This window comes from Acinetobacter sp. AOR18_HL (assembly GCF_027855145.1).
GTDB lineage: Bacteria > Pseudomonadota > Gammaproteobacteria > Pseudomonadales > Moraxellaceae > Acinetobacter > Acinetobacter pittii.
The window spans coordinates 26324-45031 of the sequence record NZ_JAKTIG010000065.1; the positions used below are offsets into that span (position 1 = coordinate 26324).

General features: G+C 37.1%; 19 protein-coding genes. 5 read left to right on the top strand and 14 right to left on the bottom strand.

The window, feature by feature from the left end; translation table 11 throughout:
- Nucleotide 1: 1 nt before the first annotated feature.
- The 5 genes from MKL51_RS16705 to tsaE all read right to left on the bottom strand — a co-directional run bounded on the left by MKL51_RS16705 (nucleotide 2) and on the right by tsaE (nucleotide 4973).
- Nucleotides 2–859 (bottom strand): DMT family transporter, encoded by an 858-nt coding sequence (locus MKL51_RS16705; protein WP_032005517.1) that lies wholly within the window; start codon nucleotides 857–859, stop codon nucleotides 2–4.
- A 141-nt stretch (nucleotides 860–1000) separates the two neighbouring features.
- Complete coding sequence (gene hfq / locus MKL51_RS16710; RefSeq protein WP_002122267.1) at nucleotides 1001–1513, bottom strand: RNA chaperone Hfq; 513 nt, start codon at nucleotides 1511–1513, stop codon at nucleotides 1001–1003.
- Between the two features lie 93 nt (nucleotides 1514–1606).
- Nucleotides 1607–2551, bottom strand: a complete 945-nt coding sequence (gene miaA, locus MKL51_RS16715) for a tRNA (adenosine(37)-N6)-dimethylallyltransferase MiaA (RefSeq protein WP_032005515.1) — start codon at nucleotides 2549–2551, stop codon at nucleotides 1607–1609.
- Nucleotides 2552–2557: 6 nt separating this feature from the next.
- Nucleotides 2558–4507, bottom strand: coding sequence for a DNA mismatch repair endonuclease MutL (mutL, locus tag MKL51_RS16720; protein ID WP_032005513.1), 1950 nt, complete (start codon nucleotides 4505–4507; stop codon nucleotides 2558–2560).
- Nucleotides 4500–4973, bottom strand: coding sequence for a tRNA (adenosine(37)-N6)-threonylcarbamoyltransferase complex ATPase subunit type 1 TsaE (gene tsaE / locus MKL51_RS16725; RefSeq protein WP_032005511.1), 474 nt, complete (start codon nucleotides 4971–4973; stop codon nucleotides 4500–4502). The genes mutL and tsaE overlap by 8 nt, the downstream gene beginning before the upstream one ends.
- A 120-nt stretch (nucleotides 4974–5093) precedes the next feature.
- Between tsaE and MKL51_RS16730 the strand changes: the two genes are divergently transcribed.
- The 3 genes from MKL51_RS16730 (at nucleotide 5094) to MKL51_RS16740 (ending at nucleotide 6963) form a co-directional block, all read left to right on the top strand.
- Complete coding sequence (locus MKL51_RS16730; RefSeq protein WP_032005509.1) at nucleotides 5094–6002, top strand: pseudouridine synthase; 909 nt, start codon at nucleotides 5094–5096, stop codon at nucleotides 6000–6002.
- Between the two features lie 110 nt (nucleotides 6003–6112).
- Nucleotides 6113–6421 (top strand): type II toxin-antitoxin system RelB/DinJ family antitoxin, encoded by a 309-nt coding sequence (locus tag MKL51_RS16735; RefSeq protein ID WP_002122138.1) that lies wholly within the window; start codon nucleotides 6113–6115, stop codon nucleotides 6419–6421.
- A gap of 98 nt (nucleotides 6422–6519) precedes the next feature.
- The gene (locus MKL51_RS16740; RefSeq protein WP_002122286.1) at nucleotides 6520–6963 is read left to right on the top strand and encodes a GNAT family N-acetyltransferase; all 444 of its coding nucleotides are present in this window, start codon (nucleotides 6520–6522) and stop codon (nucleotides 6961–6963) included.
- Here the strand turns inward: MKL51_RS16740 and MKL51_RS16745 are convergent.
- The gene (locus tag MKL51_RS16745; protein ID WP_270904363.1) at nucleotides 6956–7660 is read right to left on the bottom strand and encodes a pseudouridine synthase; all 705 of its coding nucleotides are present in this window, start codon (nucleotides 7658–7660) and stop codon (nucleotides 6956–6958) included. The genes MKL51_RS16740 and MKL51_RS16745 overlap by 8 nt on opposite strands.
- A gap of 102 nt (nucleotides 7661–7762) precedes the next feature.
- Nucleotides 7763–7981, bottom strand: coding sequence for a hypothetical protein (locus MKL51_RS16750; RefSeq protein ID WP_002122273.1), 219 nt, complete (start codon nucleotides 7979–7981; stop codon nucleotides 7763–7765).
- 250 nt (nucleotides 7982–8231) lie between these two features.
- On the opposite strand from MKL51_RS16750, the gene MKL51_RS16755 reads away from it, so the two are divergent.
- Entirely contained in the window at nucleotides 8232–8684 is a 453-nt protein-coding gene (locus tag MKL51_RS16755) for a DUF441 domain-containing protein (RefSeq protein ID WP_270904364.1), read from the top strand.
- A 60-nt stretch (nucleotides 8685–8744) separates the two neighbouring features.
- Here the strand turns inward: MKL51_RS16755 and MKL51_RS16760 are convergent, their stop codons facing one another.
- Both MKL51_RS16760 and MKL51_RS16765 read right to left on the bottom strand, forming a co-directional pair.
- Nucleotides 8745–9665 (bottom strand): LysR family transcriptional regulator, encoded by a 921-nt coding sequence (locus MKL51_RS16760; protein ID WP_002122195.1) that lies wholly within the window; start codon nucleotides 9663–9665, stop codon nucleotides 8745–8747.
- Nucleotides 9666–9952: 287 nt separating this feature from the next.
- Nucleotides 9953–10750, bottom strand: coding sequence for a DUF4198 domain-containing protein (locus tag MKL51_RS16765; protein WP_032005499.1), 798 nt, complete (start codon nucleotides 10748–10750; stop codon nucleotides 9953–9955).
- A 213-nt stretch (nucleotides 10751–10963) separates the two neighbouring features.
- On the opposite strand from MKL51_RS16765, the gene MKL51_RS16770 reads away from it, so the two are divergent.
- A complete protein-coding gene (locus MKL51_RS16770; protein ID WP_032005446.1) occupies nucleotides 10964–12163 on the top strand; it encodes an MFS transporter in 1200 nt (399 codons plus the stop codon).
- 26 nt (nucleotides 12164–12189) lie between these two features.
- Here the strand turns inward: MKL51_RS16770 and MKL51_RS16775 are convergent, their stop codons facing one another.
- The 5 genes from MKL51_RS16775 to MKL51_RS16795 all read right to left on the bottom strand — a co-directional run bounded on the left by MKL51_RS16775 (nucleotide 12190) and on the right by MKL51_RS16795 (nucleotide 18579).
- Nucleotides 12190–13173 carry an ion transporter gene (locus tag MKL51_RS16775; RefSeq protein ID WP_032005444.1) on the bottom strand — a complete coding sequence of 328 codons (984 nt, stop codon included), beginning with the start codon at nucleotides 13171–13173 and terminating at the stop codon, nucleotides 12190–12192.
- A gap of 116 nt (nucleotides 13174–13289) precedes the next feature.
- Nucleotides 13290–13724: a hypothetical protein gene (locus MKL51_RS16780; RefSeq protein ID WP_005068573.1), complete on the bottom strand. Its 435-nt coding sequence runs from the start codon at nucleotides 13722–13724 to the stop codon at nucleotides 13290–13292.
- A gap of 229 nt (nucleotides 13725–13953) precedes the next feature.
- The gene (locus MKL51_RS16785; protein WP_005068571.1) at nucleotides 13954–16593 is read right to left on the bottom strand and encodes a bifunctional aconitate hydratase 2/2-methylisocitrate dehydratase; all 2640 of its coding nucleotides are present in this window, start codon (nucleotides 16591–16593) and stop codon (nucleotides 13954–13956) included.
- A 253-nt stretch (nucleotides 16594–16846) separates the two neighbouring features.
- Nucleotides 16847–17209, bottom strand: coding sequence for a hypothetical protein (locus MKL51_RS16790; protein ID WP_005073636.1), 363 nt, complete (start codon nucleotides 17207–17209; stop codon nucleotides 16847–16849).
- 134 nt (nucleotides 17210–17343) lie between these two features.
- Nucleotides 17344–18579, bottom strand: a complete 1236-nt coding sequence (locus MKL51_RS16795) for a lactonase family protein (protein ID WP_002119597.1) — start codon at nucleotides 18577–18579, stop codon at nucleotides 17344–17346.
- Between the last annotated feature and the right edge of the window lie 129 nt (nucleotides 18580–18708).

Sequence of the window (18708 nt, forward strand, 5' to 3'; positions counted from 1 at the left end):
ATCAAGCCATTGCGCTAGCTAAACAAACTACTCCACTTATTCCTAAAAGAATCCCCAAAATGGTAGGCCATTTTAATTTTTCTTTATATAAAATCACTCCGCTTAAAATTCCCAATAACACAACAAGAATATTCATGCTTGCAAAAACAATTGCAGGAGAATCTTTTAAAAGAATATGAGCTTTTACATATAAAGCAATATTTGAAAAATTGAGTATTCCTAATATTAATCCAGCTATCGTACTTTTAAACTGCCACTTTTGAGTCTTCTGTAGCAATAAATATGAAATCGACAATATAAAAGCAGTAATAAAAATAAGATTTAAAGTGAGTGCAAACTGCAGACCTAAACTACTTGTATATTTCAAGAGAATATCTACTGCTGCATAACCACACCATACACTTAAAAGAGCAAAGATCGCTTTTCGAGATTGGTGATTTGCTGAAGAATTGATTTGCCCAAATAATACGAGTAAGACCGCAGAAATCCCTAGGCCTACACCCCACAGTTTTAAGGTATTAAATTGTTCATGAAAAAAGAAATATGCCGCAAGTAAAGAAAGAACAACTGAAAGACGCTGTGCAAGTTCGGTTCTCACAATTCCTGCATACTCTAATGATTTAGCAAGACATAAAAAAATACTAGGTAAAATTATTCCTAAAGCAAAGATTAACCACCAAGGCGTATGTTGTATTGAAACATGTTGAATATCAGGCTGAAACCACCAAAAACAAAAAAGACTTGCGCTTACATAGTTCCATGCAATCATTTGTAGTGGTTGATAACCTTTTCTCTTTAAATTTTTTAATAGGATAGATACCAAGACGCTGCTAAAAGCAGCAGCTAATATTAATAGCATTCATTAAAGCCCTATTTATTTAAATAAAATTAGTCATCATGGCAAATCATTCTCCATGACCAGTTAAATATTCTGAATCAACTTTTAAATACACATAAAAAAACCAGTCATTGTCTGACTGGTTTCTTTTTAAGATTTCAATTAACGATTATTTTCGTCGTCTTGACCATCTTCAAATTTAGAATCGTTGTCAAAACCACCTTGATGACCACCGAAACCACCTTGACCACCGAAGCCACCTTGACCACCGAAGCCACCTTGACCACCAAAGCCACCTTGACCACCGAAGCCACCTTGACCACCGAAGCCACCTTGAGCGCCACCGAAGCCACCTTGAGCGCCACCGAAGCCACCGCCTTGACCGCCGCCAAAGCCGCTACCTTGACCACCAAAACCGCCTTGAGTGCCGCCTTGTGCTGGGAAGCCTGTACCTTGAGCGCCTGCTGGACGAGGGTTACGTGCTGGAACAACAGTTGAAATCGCGTGTTTGTAAACCATTTGACTTACAGTATTTTTTAATAAAACAACATATTGGTCAAAAGATTCAATATGACCCTGTAATTTAATACCGTTCACAAGGAAAATAGAAACAGGGATACGTTCTTTACGGAGAGAATTTAAGAACGGATCTTGTAAAGTTTGACCTTTAGACATTTTTAACTCCAAAAAAAATTTTTAAATCAGCGCAAAAAAACTATCTTTATTTTTCAACTAAAAATTATAAAAAGACAGTGTGCAAATTTTGCTTTATCCATAAGAGTTTCGCAAGTCTTCTTTCGCCTGCTTTATCGTCAAGTAAGTTTTAAAATCGTGTATTTCTTGCAAAGAACGTAACCACGTATATTGACGTTTGGCAAGTTGTCGTGTTGCAAATAAAGCTTTATCCTCCATTTCACGTTTACTTTTGAGACTTAGATCACTTTTTAATAGAAATTCTAGTGCTTGTCGATAACCCACCGAACGCACTGAGGGTAAATTTTCATCTAAATCGTATTTTTCAATTAGAGCTTCAACTTCACTCAAAAAACCGATATCCCACATTTTGCTTAATCTTTGCTCAATGCGTTGATGTAATTCTACCCGATCTGGAAGTAAAGCGTAGTTATGAAATATGTATCGATATGGTACGTTTTTTGGTTGTTCTGCCTGCAATTTAGTAATTGGTTCACCGGTAATTTTATAAACTTCCAGTGCCCGAATAATTCTTTGCTTATCAGTTACATTAAACTTTATAGCGGCAGCAGGGTCTACAGAAACCAACTCATCATAAACTGCTTGCCATCCTTCATTTAGAGCTTTTTCTTCAATTGCAGCTCGAACTTGAGCATCAGCACTTGGTAGATTACCAGATAATCCTTCTAACAATGCCTTAAAATATAACATTGTCCCTCCTACTAAAATAGGAGTTTTGCCACGTGAATGCATTTCATCAATCAATTTACATGCATCTTCAACAAACTGAGCAGCTGAATAGACTTCCAGAGGAGTAATAATATCAATAAGATGATGAGGATAGAGTTCTTGCTCTTCACGAGTTGGTTTAGCCGTGCCGATATCCATATCTTTATAGACAAGAGCGGAATCAACAGAAATTAGCTCAAAATTTCCACGCTCGTATAATTCACATGCCAAAGCGGTTTTTCCGCTCGCAGTTGGTCCCATTAAATTGATGACGGGCAATTGATTTGACATGTAAAACTACTCTCCTCGAGCAAATAATTTATCTAATTGAGGTAATGGAAATGCACGCCAAGTTGGCCGCCCATGGTTACATTGGCTCGCAAATTCGGTTTGTTCCATTTGACGAAGTAAAGCATTCATTTCTGAAAGACTGAGTTGTCGATGTGCACGTACTGCTCCATGACATGCCATTCCAGCTAACAACTCATCTCTTTTTTGAAGTAATCCTTGTGCTTCATCATTTGGATCTAAATCATTTAAAAGCTCTGGAATAAGATTTTCAAAATCAGCTTTTTGTAATATAGCTGGCACACCGCGAACAATAACTTGCTCATCACCATATAAATCAATTTCCAAACCTAAGCGCTCAAGCTGAGGTTTTAATTCTTCGACCCTAACGGCTTGCATACGGCTAATGGAAATCACCTTAGGTATAAGCAATTGCTGAGATGTCCAAAATTCAGGTTTATCCCAAGCGTTTTTCATTTGCTGTAATAAAATACGTTCATGTGCCGCATGCATATCAACAATAATAAGCCCTTCGGTATTCTGCGCTAAAATATAAATTCCATGCAGTTGAGCAATTGCGATACCTAATGGAAATTCATCTACTTTAGCAACTGGCTCAATATCCTCATTTACCGAAAAACTAGTAGGTTGGTCGCGAAGTGGGGCTAAATAAGTTTTTAAAGCATTATTTAGTTGAGCAGAACCATTATATTTTGGTGTTTGATCTGCATAGTGAACAGCTTGCGGACGACTAGCGTTAAAATCAGTTAATAATTCTGTCGGTGCAGGCTGAGTTCGTGCTTCACTGTCAGAATTTAAAGTTTCATTTGCACGGTGCAATGAAAATTGCTCTTGATATTTGGGCTGAGGTTGTACTGAATAATCTGAGCTTTCATCCGCTTTCATCGCTTGAGCTAGATCAGCACTCGCTGTCTGAAATTGTGCGAGAGTTTCTTTTGCATAATGTCTTACAAACTCATGCACTTCTCTTTGATTTAAAAATCGAATCTCATGTTTAGTAGGATGGACATTGACATCAATATTTTCAGGGTCAACTTCTAAAAAAAGTAAATAAGATGAATGTTGATGACCATGTAAAATACCGTCATAGGCCATGCGTAGCGCATGCGAAATCGTTTTATCTTTGACAATACGACCATTTACATAGACATATTGCATATCAGCCTGTGCACGTGCATCTGAAGGATGACCAAGCCAACCTGATAAACGCATACTAATACTTTCAGCATCAATCCAATATGCATTTTGAACAAATTGTGAGCCTAATAATTGCTGAACTCGCTGAAAACGTAGCTCTCCGCTATCCGCTATAGGTAAATTAATTCTTATATTATCATTATGTTCAAGCACAAAACGTATATCGAAATGTGTTAGGGCTAGACGACGAACAATCTCTTCAATATGACCAAATTCTGTAGTTGGCTTTTTTAAGAATTTACGGCGAGCAGGAACATTAAAAAATAAGTCTTGAACTCGAATATGGGTACCCTTTTGCGCTGCAACAGCTTGTACCTCTTGATGATCAAATGCTGTTCCATTTACTTCAACTTGATGGCCGATACCACTTTCATCTTGGCTACTGGTCAAAGTCAATCTTGAGACAGCAGCAATCGAAGCTAAGGCTTCCCCACGGAATCCCAAACTCACAATCGCATGTAAATCTTCAGCAGTTTTAATCTTACTTGTGGCATGACGCATGACAGCAAGCGCTAAATCATCCGGATGAATACCATGCCCATTATCAATGATTTCGATTAAAGTCGAACCACCTTGAGCAATCCGTACAATCAGCTCAGTTGCACCTGCATCAATTGAGTTTTCTAATAATTCTTTGACCACAGAAGAAGGACGCTCAATCACCTCACCTGCTGCAATCTGGTTCGCTAACGCTGCGTCTAATGTATGAATACGACGTTGTGTTAGCTTTTCATCAGTCATGAAGCTGTTCCTGCAAAGTCTGATACAAATTTTCTGTTGGTAAAGTTAACATTACTAAACGAGTCAACTCATCATCTGACTTCTGAATGTCAATGATGATATCCGCTTGTGGAATTTCATCACCACCTTTAGAAGGCCATTCAAATAGAAATAACGCATCTGTGATATCTAAATAATCACGGATTCCCATTAATTCAAGTTCGTAGGGGTCATTCAAACGATATAAATCAAAATGAAAAATTTCTTTATCATTAATTTTATACGGCTCAACAAGCGTATAAGTTGGGCTTTTAACAGAACCTTTATGACCCAAAGCCTGTAAGAAATAGCGCGTAAGTGTGGTTTTACCCGCACCTAGGTCCCCAATTAAATAAATTACACCCGACTGAACATGCTGCGCCAAAGCTTGAGCTAAACGCTCAGTATCTTCTTCATGATTTAAGACCAATTTCAATGAATACGACATAGCACACATAACATGATTCAAAATAATCGATATGATAACATTGCCCTGCCTTAAAAGCCTACTTAAGCCCTAGAAGTTGGCTTTTTTTATATCAATTTTCTTAAATATTCACACTTTTTTATGTCTAGTCCAAACGAATTTCTACCGCCCATGATTGATGGAGTAAGTGCGAGTCAAGTCTATCTTCCTGTACAAACAGATGCTCAAACGATTTATGAGTATCTCTGTGGTCACTTTCCACATATTAAAACTGAAGAATGGGAACAAAGATTTCAGGACGGCCTTATATATGCAGCAAATGGGGATAAATTAACTTTAACCAGTCCGTATGTCGGCAACACCCATATTTTTTATTATCGCTTTCTTGCTTATGAAGTCCACGTTCCATTTGAACATCGGATTTTATTTGAGAATGATGATTTATTAGTGGTCGATAAACCACATTTTTTAACAATTAGCCCGACAGGACAATATGTTCAAGAAACTCTTTTAGTGCGGCTAAAAAAACAAACTGGCAATGAATTTTTAACCCCTATTCATCGCTTAGACCGCGAAACCGCGGGTGTTGTTCTATTTTGCAAGCGGGTTGAGTCGCGTGGTATTTATCAACAATTATTTGCAGAGCGCCGAGTCAATAAAATTTATCACGCTATTGCACCTTATAAAAAAGATTTAAATTTTCCTCAAACATTATATTTGCATTTAGATAAAGGCCATCCTTTTTATACGATGCAGGTTATAGAAAATGCGAAAGCCAATACCCAGACTGATATTGAGCTTATCGAGCATAACCAGATTTGGGCAAAATATCGCTTAACCCCTACAACGGGGAAACAGCACCAACTTCGAGTGCATCTTAATTACTTAGAAATTCCGATTAAAAATGATCCATTTTATCCAGCAGTTCAGCACAAAGCTGAGGATGACTTCTCGGAACCATTACAGCTTCTGGCTAAGCATATTTCATTTACAGACCCCCTCACAAAAGAGGGAATGTCTTTTAATTCCGAGTTTGAATTGACACTGTAATGTAACCGTAATGACAAAAAGATTATTTTTTATGCCAAAAAGCATTGAAATTACATTGCGATGGTTTAAAATAAATTCCTAAAAATTAAAATCATTTGGTTTTGTTATTCATGCGAAAAACAGAAGTTTATCAGGTTCGACTTGACTCCCAAGAAAAAAAGCAGGCTTTTGCTGTTTTTAAACAACTGGGAATTACCCCTGCCCAAGCAGTACGACTTTTTTTTAAACAGGTCGTATTAACTAAATCTATTCCTTTTGCGATCGAAAATCAGAATATTAATATGGAACAATTATTAAAACTGAGAAAAGCAAAAGCATCTTCATTAAACCAAAATTCATCAACTTTAGCTGAAGATGATGACCATGAAGATTTATTTGAAGAGTTGAATGCACTTCTTGGTGAAAGCGACAAAACTTAACACTGTTGCATTTATAAACAAGTTTTAACGTCAAAAAGCTCTTTTTTTCGTTATGCTCTCTTTGTAAAAACATAATGATAAGTTACAAGGAGTGCCAAATGATCGTTAGACGAGCGACTTTTGAAGATTTAGAGCAACTCGCCGTTTTATTTGATGAATATCGCCAATTTTATGGGGCCTCTTCTAATTTTAATGAATCACTTCACTTCCTAAAACAACGTTTTGAGAATAGAGAAAGTGTGTTCTTCATTCATATTAAAGACGATAAAATTACGGGTTTTATTTTACTCTATTTAGGTTTTTCTTCAGTTGCTTGTTCAACTTACTATATTTTAGATGATGTATATGTTACGCCCGTTTTTCGTCGTCAAGGTTCTGCTAAACAGCTAATCGATACAGCAATCTTATTTGCAAAGCAAGAAAATGCTTTGCGGATTAGTTTGGAAACTCAAAGCAACAATCATGAATCTCATCGCTTATATGAACAAATGGGATTTATTCGAGATAGTGAGTTCCAAACCTTCCATTGTTTTCTCAAATGATATTTTGAGCAAGCTGTTTTTGTTGTTCAGATAAATAAACCCATTCACCATCTTCAAGTTCAGGTAAAACCAATTGCCCGACTTGATGGCGATGTAATGCTTCTACTTTATTTCCCACAGCTGCAATCATTCTTTTTACTTGATGATAAACACCTTGATGAATCGTCATGGTTAATTGATGCGTTTCTAATATCGCTACATCCGTTGCAGCGAAAACACCTTTTTCCTGATGTAGGCTCACACCTTGGCTCAGCATTTCAATTTGCTCAGGTGTAACCGGATCTATGGTCGTAACATGATAAACCTTTGGAACATGCTTACGGGGATGAGTTAAAGCTTGAAGATATTTACCATCATCGGTAAGCAAAAGTAAGCCAGTTGTATCTTGATCTAGACGGCCAATGGCTTGCACACCACGTTGAATCATGATTTCCGGTAAAAGGCTAAATACGCTTTGATGATGGTGAGGTTGGTGTGAACATTCAAAATCTTTCGGTTTTTTTAGCGCAAGATAAACTTTTTCTCGATATCGATAAGTTTCCCCGAAAAGAGAAAATTCTAAATTTTCTGGAGAGAATTGCTTTTTGAGATCATATGCAACCTCTCCATCAACACTTACAGATCCGTTTTTTATTAACTGCTGACAATATTTACGAGAACCAAACCCTTGTGATTGTAAAATTTTTTCCAGCAGCATGAAGTTTTCTCATTAGAACTAAGCTGTAATTTTAACGTAGTTTCCATTTTTTACTAAACACTACTCGCTACTGTTTTCATCTACTTGAACTAGCTCGCACCCTTACTCTTCAACGACTCGATAAATATTTTCGTTCTGTTCGCTTTCAAATAATAATTCTGTAGTAGGCAAAATAATTTCATTATCAACAATAATATGCTCAATTCGTTGGCTTAGTTTTAAAGATTCATTTTCATGTTCCACTAAATTTTTCTTTAGTTGTGCTTTTGCATCATGAATCTTATCAAACTGATCTTTGATCTTGATATCTATAATGTCCATAAAAATATCCCGTACTCATGAGTAATGATTATTTTTATATCATTATTTTTAAATGCGATAATTTTTAACTTGTTAATTTATATAACATTGTGTCCATGCGTAACTAAAAATTAAAACTCCTTATCATTGAGAGATATACACTCAATTTTTAATTAAGAAGAGCCGAAATCAGCTGTATCTTTTAAAGCTTTCACATTCCAACTCTTAAATATTATACAATTCCATTTATTTATAATGCCCTCCGCTCGCCATGCTTGCCCAATTTGATGTTAATTTAATTGTTCTACTCGTTCTGCTTGTCTGCGGCTTATTAAGTCAAAATGCAGCTGTAACTATTGCAGCAGGTGTGTTGATTGTCGTTAAAATCACACCATTAAATGAGTTTTTCCCTTATATTCAAGCTCATGGTCTTAATTTAGGAATTCTTATTTTAACCATTGGCGTACTCACTCCAATTGCCAGTGGGAAACTCAGTGGAGAGAGTATTTTAAAATCCTTTATTAGTGTTAAGTCTATTATGGCTATCGCAATTGGCCTGTTAGTCGCCTGGCTAGGTGGTCGCGGAGTAAAACTAATGTCGAGCCAACCTGACGTGGTTGCAGGTTTATTCATTGGTACAGTTGCTGGCGTCGCCTTACTCCGTGGTGTACCAGTCGGTCCTCTAATTGCAGCAGGCTTACTCTCTTTATTTATTGGCAAATAAAAAATCAACATGAAAAAGGTGCAATAAAGCACCTTTTTAAGACTTAGGCTAAATTATTTTTTAGCCAGAGTAATAGGCGTTTCGTTTTAAAGAGAACTTTTCCAACTGCTTTAAAAAGCCTTCAAAATAACTTTTCTCTTTTTCTTCAGTTCGGTAGCCTGCATATAAAGTTCGTCTTAAACCTGTAGGAGAAACACAATCTAAACGACGACTAGTAACCCATCCCTTTTGTTCATATTCATTGACTACCCAATCAGGTAAAGCAGCAATACCTCGTCCACTTGCAACGAGTTGAATAAGCATTTGAGTTAAATCTGTTGTCCGTATTTGTTTAGGCTGAATATTCGCGGGGATGAAAAGTTTAGACATAATATCTAAACGGTGCTTATCAACCGGATAAGTAATTAAAACTTCTTCGGCCAACTCTTGAACTGTAATATTTTCAGCCCGCACCAAAGGGTGAGTATTTGATAAGACTAACCGTGACTCATATTCAAAAATCGGAAAATACTCAATTCCTTTTAACGCAATTGGATCAGCTGTAATCAGTAAATCAAATTCTGCATTTTGTAAGAGTTCATGCGGATTGGCTTCAAAACCCGAAGCAAAGTCTAAATCGACGTCAGGATATTGCTGGCGATACTGATTTAATAAAGGCATTAACCAGTCAAAGCAACTATGGCATTCCGATGAAAAAATAATTCTACCTGTCTGTCCATGCACAATGCGTGTGATATCACTATGTGTAATCTGGATTTGTGGTAAAACATCATCAGCCAATTTTAATAAGCGCTGTCCAACATTAGAAAAACTAACAGGTCTACTTCGACGATTAACTACTTCCACCCCGTACCAATGATCTAATTCTTTTAATTGATGGGAAATAGCAGATGGCGTCAAACAAAGGTCATTAGCTGCGGAAACTAATGAACCATGCTCACGTAAAGCAACTAAAGTTTTAAGGTGGCGTATTTCTAACATGGGCCCAAGCCTAAAAAACAGATTTATCTATAAATGGTTAAAGCTCATCTTTGCTTTTCCATAAAACTTTCGACAAATCTTTATTAATGAATTTTATTCACTTTAACATAAAATTAGTTAGTTTGTCTCAACATGAATTTTATTTCATTATCTTTTACTTGCAATGAATTTTTGTTTCCTCTGAAACTAAAGTGAAATTAAACGTTTTAATAAAGTTTTTTTAATGAGTAAGAATATGAAAACTAAAAATAGGCCTAATAAAGACCTATTTTTTAAAACACTAAAAACTATTGCGCTAAAACATTTAAGCTAATAATCGTATAGCTCTGATCTTTAGGTTTTAATTTCAAATTTAGAGGAGCTGTTACTTCTACTAGGTACTCTCCAACTTTTGGAAACGTAAGTTCGACTTGACCGTTGCCTCCCGCCTTAAACTGCTGCGCTTGCTTGTCAGTTGCACCCTTTTCTCTTAAATTCACTTCAGCATAAGCTAAAGGATGTCCTTTTTCAGTTATGGTTAATTTAACAGGTTGAACAGCTTTAATCTGGTTAGGATGTACAGAGAAACTAACTTTAATCGGTGTATTCGGAAGTTGAATATCTGAAACTTTTCCTTTAGAAAGATAACTCTGCAATATCCACTCACGTGTTACTTGTTCTGTTTTAATTGTTTTTGTTTTAAGGTCAGTCGGAATCAAATATTCACGTTCTGCTTTCGGTGGAGCTTTATCAGCTGGCATATCAAAAAATAAATGCCATGCTTTTTGGTCGTATACATATTTCAAAGGATAACTTGCCTGAGTTTGAACAATGTATGTGCCTTCTTCAGGTAGATCTACATCAAAAACAGTAGCAGACTTATGCAGGGCTTCTGAATTGATGGTTTTAAGCTCATTTTTAGGTGTAATTACAGTAAGCTTAGCATCCTTTAAAGCATATTCACTATTTAATGCTTCTTCCGCATAACCAGCAATTACGGGTACTTGAGTCTGTTCAGTTTTATAAGCTACAGGAGCTACATAAGGTTCATGAGCAAAGCCTGTTGTACATATCAATGCAAGTGACGTCATTAGAAATCTATTCATTATTACAAAATCCTGTTATACGCAAAGTTAAAAATTTCAGACAAAATATAAGCGGATACAGTATACACAAATAAAAATAATTCTTATTATCATTAATAAATTTAATTTTACTTTAAAAAGAAATACGTAATCTTTCTCTCAATATTTTAGTTTTTTATTATTCTGTTCTCTTTTCCCTTATACTTCTCTTTTTGAGTCTTCCCTTAACTTATTATGGCGTCCCTGCAATCTCCTCTTTCCACACCTCAACATTACTCTCTCTTTTTAGCAATTTTCTCACTCGCTGTAGGTGGTTTTTGTATTGGAACCACTGAATTCGTCGCAATGGGACTGATTCAGGAAATTGCAAATAATTTAAATATTACAGTACCTGAAGCTGGTCACTTTATTAGTGCTTATGCATTGGGTGTAGTTATTGGTGCTCCTATCATCGCTATTCTCGGAGCCAAAGTACCTAGAAAAACTTTATTGCTCGGCTTAATGCTGTTTTATGGTGTTGCGAATGCCTGTACTGCTTTAGCTCATACACCTGAAACTGTTTTAATCTCACGTTTCATTGCAGGTTTACCACACGGAGCATATTTTGGAGTCGGTGCGTTAGTTGCAGCTGAACTAGCGGGTCCGTCAAGAAGAGCTTCTGCAGTCGCCCAAATGATGATGGGGCTTACAGTCGCAACTGTCATTGGTGTTCCTTTAGCAACTTGGTTAGGTCAAAACTTTGGCTGGAGAGCAGGTTTTGAGTTTTCAGCAACTATTGCTTTCGTCACTTTAATTGCTGTTGGCTTCTTTGTACCCAATATCCCAGTTCAAGCTACTGCCAGTATAAAAACTGAATTAGCTGGCCTTAAAAATATCAATATGTGGTTAACACTAGCAGTGGGTGCAATCGGTTTTGGAGGCATGTTTTCAGTTTATAGCTATGTCTCACCAATTTTGACTGAATACACACAAGTTAATATCCAAATCGTTCCTATCGCTTTAGCTATCTGGGGTATAGGTATGGTTATTGGTGGCTTAGCGGCAGGATGGCTTGCAGATAAGAACCTCAACAAAACTATAGTAGGTGTATTAATTAGCTCAGCTATCGCTTTTGTTGTCGCTAGTTTTTTAATGAGTAATATCTATACTGCCATCGCATCTTTATTTTTAATTGGTCTCACGGTAATGGGGTTAGGTGGAGCATTACAAACTCGTCTAATGGATGTCGCAGGTGATGCCCAAACTTTAGCTGCCTCACTCAACCACTCTGCATTTAATATGGCCAATGCATTAGGTGCATTTTTAGGGGGCTGGGTACTCAGTCACCAAATGGGTTGGATCGCTCCAATCTGGGTAGGTTTTGTTTTAAGCCTTGGCGGTCTGGTTATTTTACTTATCGCATTTGCAGTAGAAAAAGCCAGCAAAAAAGCTTAATTAAAAAAAAGGCTAACTTATTACTTCTAATCAGTTAGCTTTCCACCACAGTGTGGGCAATAACATTTTTTCTCTCGGACGGACTCTTCTTCCTCTAATACTTTTTCACGCATAATTTGAATAATCAGGTTATGCGCTTGCTCTTTTGGCAATCCTACTTTTTGACGGACCCGCTCAATTTCAACTTCATCATGTAAAATATCAATACCTCGTGCTTGAAGTAGCTCACGAAACTCTTGCTCTAGTCTCTGATTCCGTTGATTAAGCTCATTTGCAAGTCCAGACGCCAAAATACCGGCAGGCAATGCTGCAATACCCACACCTAAAATAGTAATAAGCGCCCCTAATAACTTTCCTAGGCTAGTTACAGGAGTGACATCGCCATACCCCACTGTAGTTAAGGTAACCACTGCCCACCACATAGATTTAGGTATTGAACTAAAAGCTTCTGGCTGAGCTTTGTTTTCAACCACATAAATTCCAGAAGCAGTCATAATAATCATGATAATTAAAATAAAGATAACTGCTTGAAAAGATCCCTTCTCGCGTTTAATCACACATAACAATATCTGTAGTGAGATGAAATAGCGTGTTAATTTTAATAAACGAAGTAGACGTAAAATCCGAAGCATACGAAGATCGATTCGTACAAAGAAATTCAGGTAAGCTGGCAAAATTGCCATCAAATCAATAGTTGCTTCCCCACTTTTCATCCAATTCAAGCGAGTTTTCCATGCGGATTGTGTCGTATCTCGATCTGCAACACTCCACAACCTTAATAAATACTCAATACTAAAAATTGCGATTGAAATATTCTCAAAGTAGTCAAACCAAATACGATAATTTGAGTACAAATCATTTACTGTTTCCAATAAAACAGCAGCAACGTTACCAATAATTAAAATAACTAAAAAATAGTTAATGCATTTACTTACCGTCGTTTCATAGTCATGGTTATGAAGATTATTATAAAAAAACTTACGTAATCCCTTCCAAGCTAAATTATGCATATTGATCTGACCACTTAATATTGTAGATATAGTAAGCTCATAGCCTCTATTCACCAATATCGTCTCTAACAATTTTTGTTTTACTTACCCCAATATTTGAGCCTTAATTTTTTTCATCAATTCGTGGCTACACATCGAAATTCATTCTCTTCCCACCACATCACATCATAGATGCCTGGATGCGATTTTAAGATAATATTTATATAATTTTGCAACACCATAATATGATGAGTAATATCAATTTTTCTAAATAGAAATTTTCTTAAAATCGGAGTATTTGGAGAAATAAAAATTGCGAATCCATTACTATATTCTTCATAAACACTAATTCCGAGATACATTGTTATTTCAGCTAAGGGAATCTCAATTTCCCACCCCCAGCTTTCACTATATAACTCTACATTTAAATGATATCTATTCTTTAATATACTAAAAATATATTGTGCAATATCTTCAGTTTTTTGAACTAAAATACCACCTTCATCAGCATAAGTTTTTTGGTCATATAATTGATAATCATCAAATTTAAATTCAACAATTGTCTTTAGCATTCTTAAGTTCCCTATATAAAATACTCATATTTTTTTTAATTATTTTCAAGTTCGTTCAAATATTCTAAAACAAAAATCAATTTAATATCTAGAGTAATATTTATTTTTACATTTTCATTAAATAAAATTTGATCTATTTATTATTTTCTAAGTCTAATAATGTACAAAGTCTCATTTAAAATAAAAAGGAGCTGAATAATCAGCTCCTTTTTTGTACTAAATCGACGTATTAAGTCAATTGAGCAGCTTGGATTTTCTTAGTATCAACTTGATCAGCTTCTTTAGTATATTCGCTCATCTTGTCGAAGTTTAAGTATTTGTAGATGTCAGCAGAAGCACTGTCGATTTGTGAAGCGTACTGTTGATATTCTTCTGGGCTTGGTAATTTACCAAGAACCGCAGCTACAGATGCAAGCTCAGCAGACGCTAAGTAAACGTTTGCGCCTTGACCTAAACGGTTCGGGAAGTTACGAGTAGAAGTTGATACACAAGTTGTGTTCGGCGCTACACGTGCTTGGTTACCCATACATAATGAACAGCCCGGCATCTCTGTACGTGCACCAGCACGGCCATAGATGTTATACAAGCCTTCTTCCATTAATTGGTGCTCGTCCATACGAGTTGGTGGAGCCAACCATAAACGAGTAGACAATGAACCACCAGGTACTTTGTCAAGTAACTGACCAGCTGCACGGAAGTGACCGATGTTCGTCATACAAGAACCGATGAATACTTCATCAATCTTGTCGCCTTGAACGTCAGAAAGAAGTTTCGCGTCATCTGGATCGTTCGGGCAACAAAGAATTGGTTCTTTGATGTCAGCTAGATCGATTTCGTAAACTTTTAGGTATTCTGCATCAGCATCAGCTTTTAACAAGCTTGGGTTATCTAACCACTTCTGCATGTTTTCAGCACGACGCGCAAGTGTACGTGCATCGCCATAACCTTCTGCGATCATCCACTTCAACATCGTGATGTTAGAACGTAGGTATTCAGCAACTTTCTCTTCAGAAAGTGTAATTGAACAGCCAGCAGCAGAACGTTCAGCTGACGCATCAGAAAGTTCGAATGCTTGCTCAACAGTCAAGTCATTTTCCATTTCTGATAAATCGATCTCAAGGATACGACCAGAGAAGATATTTTTCTTACCTTTCTTCTCTACAGTTAAATCACCCGCTTGAATTGCGTAGTAAGGAATTGCATGTACAAGGTCACGTAAAGTGATACCAGGTTGCATTTTACCTTTGAATTTAACAAGTACAGATTCAGGCATATCAAGTGGCATAACACCAGTTGCTGCTGCGAACGCAACAAGACCAGAACCCGCTGGGAATGAAATACCGATTGGGAAACGAGTATGTGAGTCACCACCAGTACCTACTGTATCTGGAAGTAACATACGGTTTAACCAAGAGTGGATAATACCGTCACCTGGACGTAAAGATACACCACCACGGTTCATGATGAAGTCAGGTAATGTATGGTGAGTTGTTACGTCAACTGGTTTTGGATACGCAGCAGTGTGACAGAAAGACTGCATTACCAAGTCAGATGAGAAGCCCAAGCATGCTAAGTCTTTTAACTCGTCACGAGTCATTGGACCTGTTGTATCTTGAGAACCAACAGTTGTCATCTTAGGTTCACAGTAAGTTCCTGGACGGATACCTTGACCTTCTGGTAAACCACATGCGCGGCCAACCATTTTTTGAGCTTGTGTGAAGCCTTTGCCAGTGTCAGCAGGTTGTACTGGAGTACGGAACAATGTAGAAGGTGCAAGACCTAGTTCTTCACGTGCTTTAGCAGTTAAACCACGACCAATAATCAAGTTAATACGACCACCCGCACGTACTTCGTCTAAAAGTACTGGAGTTTTAAGATCTGCTTCAGAGATTTGTACGCCATCTTTAAAGGCAGTTACTTTTGCAGCAGCATGGTCAATTTTCAATACTACTTCGTCGCCCATGTTCATGTTAGCAACGTCGATTTCTACAGGTAATGCACCTGCATCTTCCATAGTATTGAAGAAAATTGGAGCGATCTTAGAACCTAAGCACACACCACCGTCTTTTTTGTTTGGAATGTGTGGAAGTTCATCACCAAAGAACCAAAGAACAGAGTTAGTTGCAGACTTACGGCTTGAACCTGTACCAACAACGTCACCTACGTAAGCAACTTGATTGCCTTTCGCGATAAGTTCTTTAATTTGGCTTAATGGACCAACTTCACCTGGTTTTTCAGGGTTGATACCATCACGCTCGTTTTTCAACATTGCATTTGCGTGTAATGGAATGTCTGGACGGCTCCAAGCATCTTGAGCTGGAGACAAGTCATCAGTGTTTGTTTCACCAGTTACTTTGAACACAGTGATTTTGATTTCTTCTGGAACGTCAGGACGGCTAGTGAACCATTCTGCTTCAGCCCAAGATTGTAAAACAGCTTTAGCAGCTTCATTACCAGCTTTTGCTTTATCTGCTACATCATGGAATGCATCAAATACAAGAAGAGTTTTCTTTAATGCCTCAGCAGCTAAGCCTGCAAGTTCAGCATTGTCAAGAAGCTCAACAAGTGGTGCTACGTTATAACCACCTAGCATAGTACCAAGTAAGTAAACTGCACGTTCTTTAGAAACGAGTGGTGAAGTTGCTTCGCCTTTTGCAATCGCTGCCAAGAATGCTGCCTTTACGTAAGCTGCTTGGTCAACACCTGCAGGAACACGGTTTTCAAGCAAATCTACCAAGAACGCTTCTTCGCCTGCTGGTGGATTTTTTAATAGTTCAACAAGCTGAGCTGTTTGAGCGTCATCAAGTGGCTTCGGTGGGACTCCGAGTGCGGCACGTTCTTCAACGTGTTGGCGGTAAGCTTCTAGCACGGTGTTCATTCCTCTTTTTTTGAAAAATTACTTGCAAATTCCAGCTTTCTTAAAAGCTTCACAAGTAATATGGACTACAAAAGTTTACTAGAGTTCAAGGTAAAAGTTAATGAGCGCGGGGTGTTTCTCCGTGATGCCCATTATTTTGTATCTAAATACCTATGTTCAAATAATGAGCATATTGGGTAAAATTGAGCTATTTTTAAGCAAAAAGAGCTTCAGCCAGATGAAAATTCAATAACCTCATCCACAATTAGAATGATTTATATTTTGGCATTTTGTCATGAGGGGTTGCCAAACATTCATTCATCATTTGCTTTCTAACTTTTTCTTGGATTGCTTGGGGATCTTTTGTCAGTTCTTCTTTTGGAATTGCATAAACTTTTTCAATAACATTAAGAATGAATTTTTTAGTTATCTCATCTTCAATCTTATTTGCATGCTCAACTGCCTGCGTTTTTTCAATTGCTTGCTGACGATCAAAAACAATACTTCTTGCAGCATTTCCTACGCTAGTACAAAAGCCATGCCACTGCTCTTCTGGTGTTAATGGTTTCTTTTCTGAACAACCCACAAAGAGCAAACTCATTGCAATCAATAAAATCTTTTTCATCATTTCACTACACTAATTATTGCTGTCCATATCATACGGAAAATCATCGTTTTTGCCAAAACTGCTATAAAAAACCGAGATCAAAAAATCTCGGTCTTTTGTATTAAGCATTAGACATGCCTGTTTCATGTTTTGGATTAATTAAAGAATTTAATATCCGTAGGTGTTGATATTTTTGCTGCATCGCCAGCTGGTTTTAAGGTGCCATTTTTTGCATCAAAACGGAATAAACTAATATTGTTACTATAAACATTGGTTACATATAGATATTTACCAGATGCATCAAATGAGAAGGCACGTGGTTCAATACCATTCGCTTTATAAGCAACTGGCTTAGCTAGCAATCCATTCTGTTGGATTTTAAATACTAAAAGTTTGTTGTCTGCACCTCGATTGGCAGCAATCACATATTTACCATTTGGGCTAAGGATAATTCCACTCGCACTCTTAAATTCAGGTGTTTTGTCCTCGTGGATTAGTTTTAGCTCAGCCACTTTTTTCAAATGACCATCTTGCACGTTAAATGTCACAATTTCACTTCGCATTTCTGCGGTAACATACGCATGTTTGCCATTTGGTGAAAAGACCATATGACGCGGGCCAGAACCATGCGTAAAAGTTACATCGCGGTTAGTATCCGCTTCAAGTGGCTGAGCCTTATTTGGGTTATAATGAAATGTATAGACTTTGTCATTTCCAAGATCGCTAGCATATAAATACTTACCATCTGGACTGAAAGTTGTCGAATGAGCATGACCACTTTCTTGGCGACCTTTAACGTGGCCAGAACCTTCCTCAAAAACTATATTTTGTACTTTTTCACCCAAATGGCCATTTGGTAAAATTGGCAAAACAGCCACACCACCACGGCCTTTATCGAATGCAGAATAGTTCGATACAAACAGGAACTTACCATCTAAACTGATTGTTGCATGTGTTGGATGTCCACCATGACTATCCACAGTGTTCAACACTTCCACCTTTCCGTTTTGAATAGATAATGCAGTCACCGCACCTTCGTTTTCTTCATTAGTGGTATATGCAAAACGACCATCTTTCGATTTCACAATCCAAGAAGGACTTTTCATTTTCAGCACTTTAACAGGAGTTAAAGTTCCATCCTTATTCACTTGAAGCTGGTACAAACCTTCACTGGCTTGTTTTGGTTTTTGCGCAAGCGGTGCATTAGGAATTGATGTCCATGTTCCTACTAAAGCAATTTGTTGTTGTGCAGCATTTACGGTGGAGCACCATCCAAATGACAAGAGCGTCAATGACAATGTTGCTGTTAATTTTTGAATTAGGCCACGATATTTAACGTTGATATCGTTTTCCTTGCCATTTTTAATTTCAACATAAGTATCTATATTCACTACTATATCCTTGAAAAAAACCACCTTATTTGCATTTATCAACAAGGTATATCAATCTAATTTCATTTAATGTTTCTGAAAACTAATTTATAAAACAGCAATTTTCAAGTGAATTTTCTTTAACCAATA

What these genes read in the sequence shown, in the direction of transcription:
- MKL51_RS16705 (WP_032005517.1), bottom strand. Translation starts at nt 859, where the DNA reads ATGCTATTAATATTAGCTGCTGCTTTTAGCAGCGTCTTGGTATCTATC.
- hfq (WP_002122267.1), bottom strand. Translation starts at nt 1,513, where the DNA reads ATGTCTAAAGGTCAAACTTTACAAGATCCGTTCTTAAATTCTCTCCGT.
- miaA (WP_032005515.1), bottom strand. Translation starts at nt 2,551, where the DNA reads ATGTCAAATCAATTGCCCGTCATCAATTTAATGGGACCAACTGCGAGC.
- mutL (WP_032005513.1), bottom strand. Translation starts at nt 4,507, where the DNA reads ATGACTGATGAAAAGCTAACACAACGTCGTATTCATACATTAGACGCA.
- tsaE (WP_032005511.1), bottom strand. Translation starts at nt 4,973, where the DNA reads ATGTCGTATTCATTGAAATTGGTCTTAAATCATGAAGAAGATACTGAG.
- MKL51_RS16730 (WP_032005509.1), top strand. Translation starts at nt 5,094, where the DNA reads ATGTCTAGTCCAAACGAATTTCTACCGCCCATGATTGATGGAGTAAGT.
- MKL51_RS16735 (WP_002122138.1), top strand. Translation starts at nt 6,113, where the DNA reads ATGCGAAAAACAGAAGTTTATCAGGTTCGACTTGACTCCCAAGAAAAA.
- MKL51_RS16740 (WP_002122286.1), top strand. Translation starts at nt 6,520, where the DNA reads ATGATCGTTAGACGAGCGACTTTTGAAGATTTAGAGCAACTCGCCGTT.
- MKL51_RS16745 (WP_270904363.1), bottom strand. Translation starts at nt 7,660, where the DNA reads ATGCTGCTGGAAAAAATTTTACAATCACAAGGGTTTGGTTCTCGTAAA.
- MKL51_RS16750 (WP_002122273.1), bottom strand. Translation starts at nt 7,981, where the DNA reads ATGGACATTATAGATATCAAGATCAAAGATCAGTTTGATAAGATTCAT.
- MKL51_RS16755 (WP_270904364.1), top strand. Translation starts at nt 8,232, where the DNA reads ATGCTTGCCCAATTTGATGTTAATTTAATTGTTCTACTCGTTCTGCTT.
- MKL51_RS16760 (WP_002122195.1), bottom strand. Translation starts at nt 9,665, where the DNA reads ATGTTAGAAATACGCCACCTTAAAACTTTAGTTGCTTTACGTGAGCAT.
- MKL51_RS16765 (WP_032005499.1), bottom strand. Translation starts at nt 10,750, where the DNA reads ATGAATAGATTTCTAATGACGTCACTTGCATTGATATGTACAACAGGC.
- MKL51_RS16770 (WP_032005446.1), top strand. Translation starts at nt 10,964, where the DNA reads ATGGCGTCCCTGCAATCTCCTCTTTCCACACCTCAACATTACTCTCTC.
- MKL51_RS16775 (WP_032005444.1), bottom strand. Translation starts at nt 13,173, where the DNA reads ATGCATAATTTAGCTTGGAAGGGATTACGTAAGTTTTTTTATAATAAT.
- MKL51_RS16780 (WP_005068573.1), bottom strand. Translation starts at nt 13,724, where the DNA reads ATGCTAAAGACAATTGTTGAATTTAAATTTGATGATTATCAATTATAT.
- MKL51_RS16790 (WP_005073636.1), bottom strand. Translation starts at nt 17,209, where the DNA reads ATGATGAAAAAGATTTTATTGATTGCAATGAGTTTGCTCTTTGTGGGT.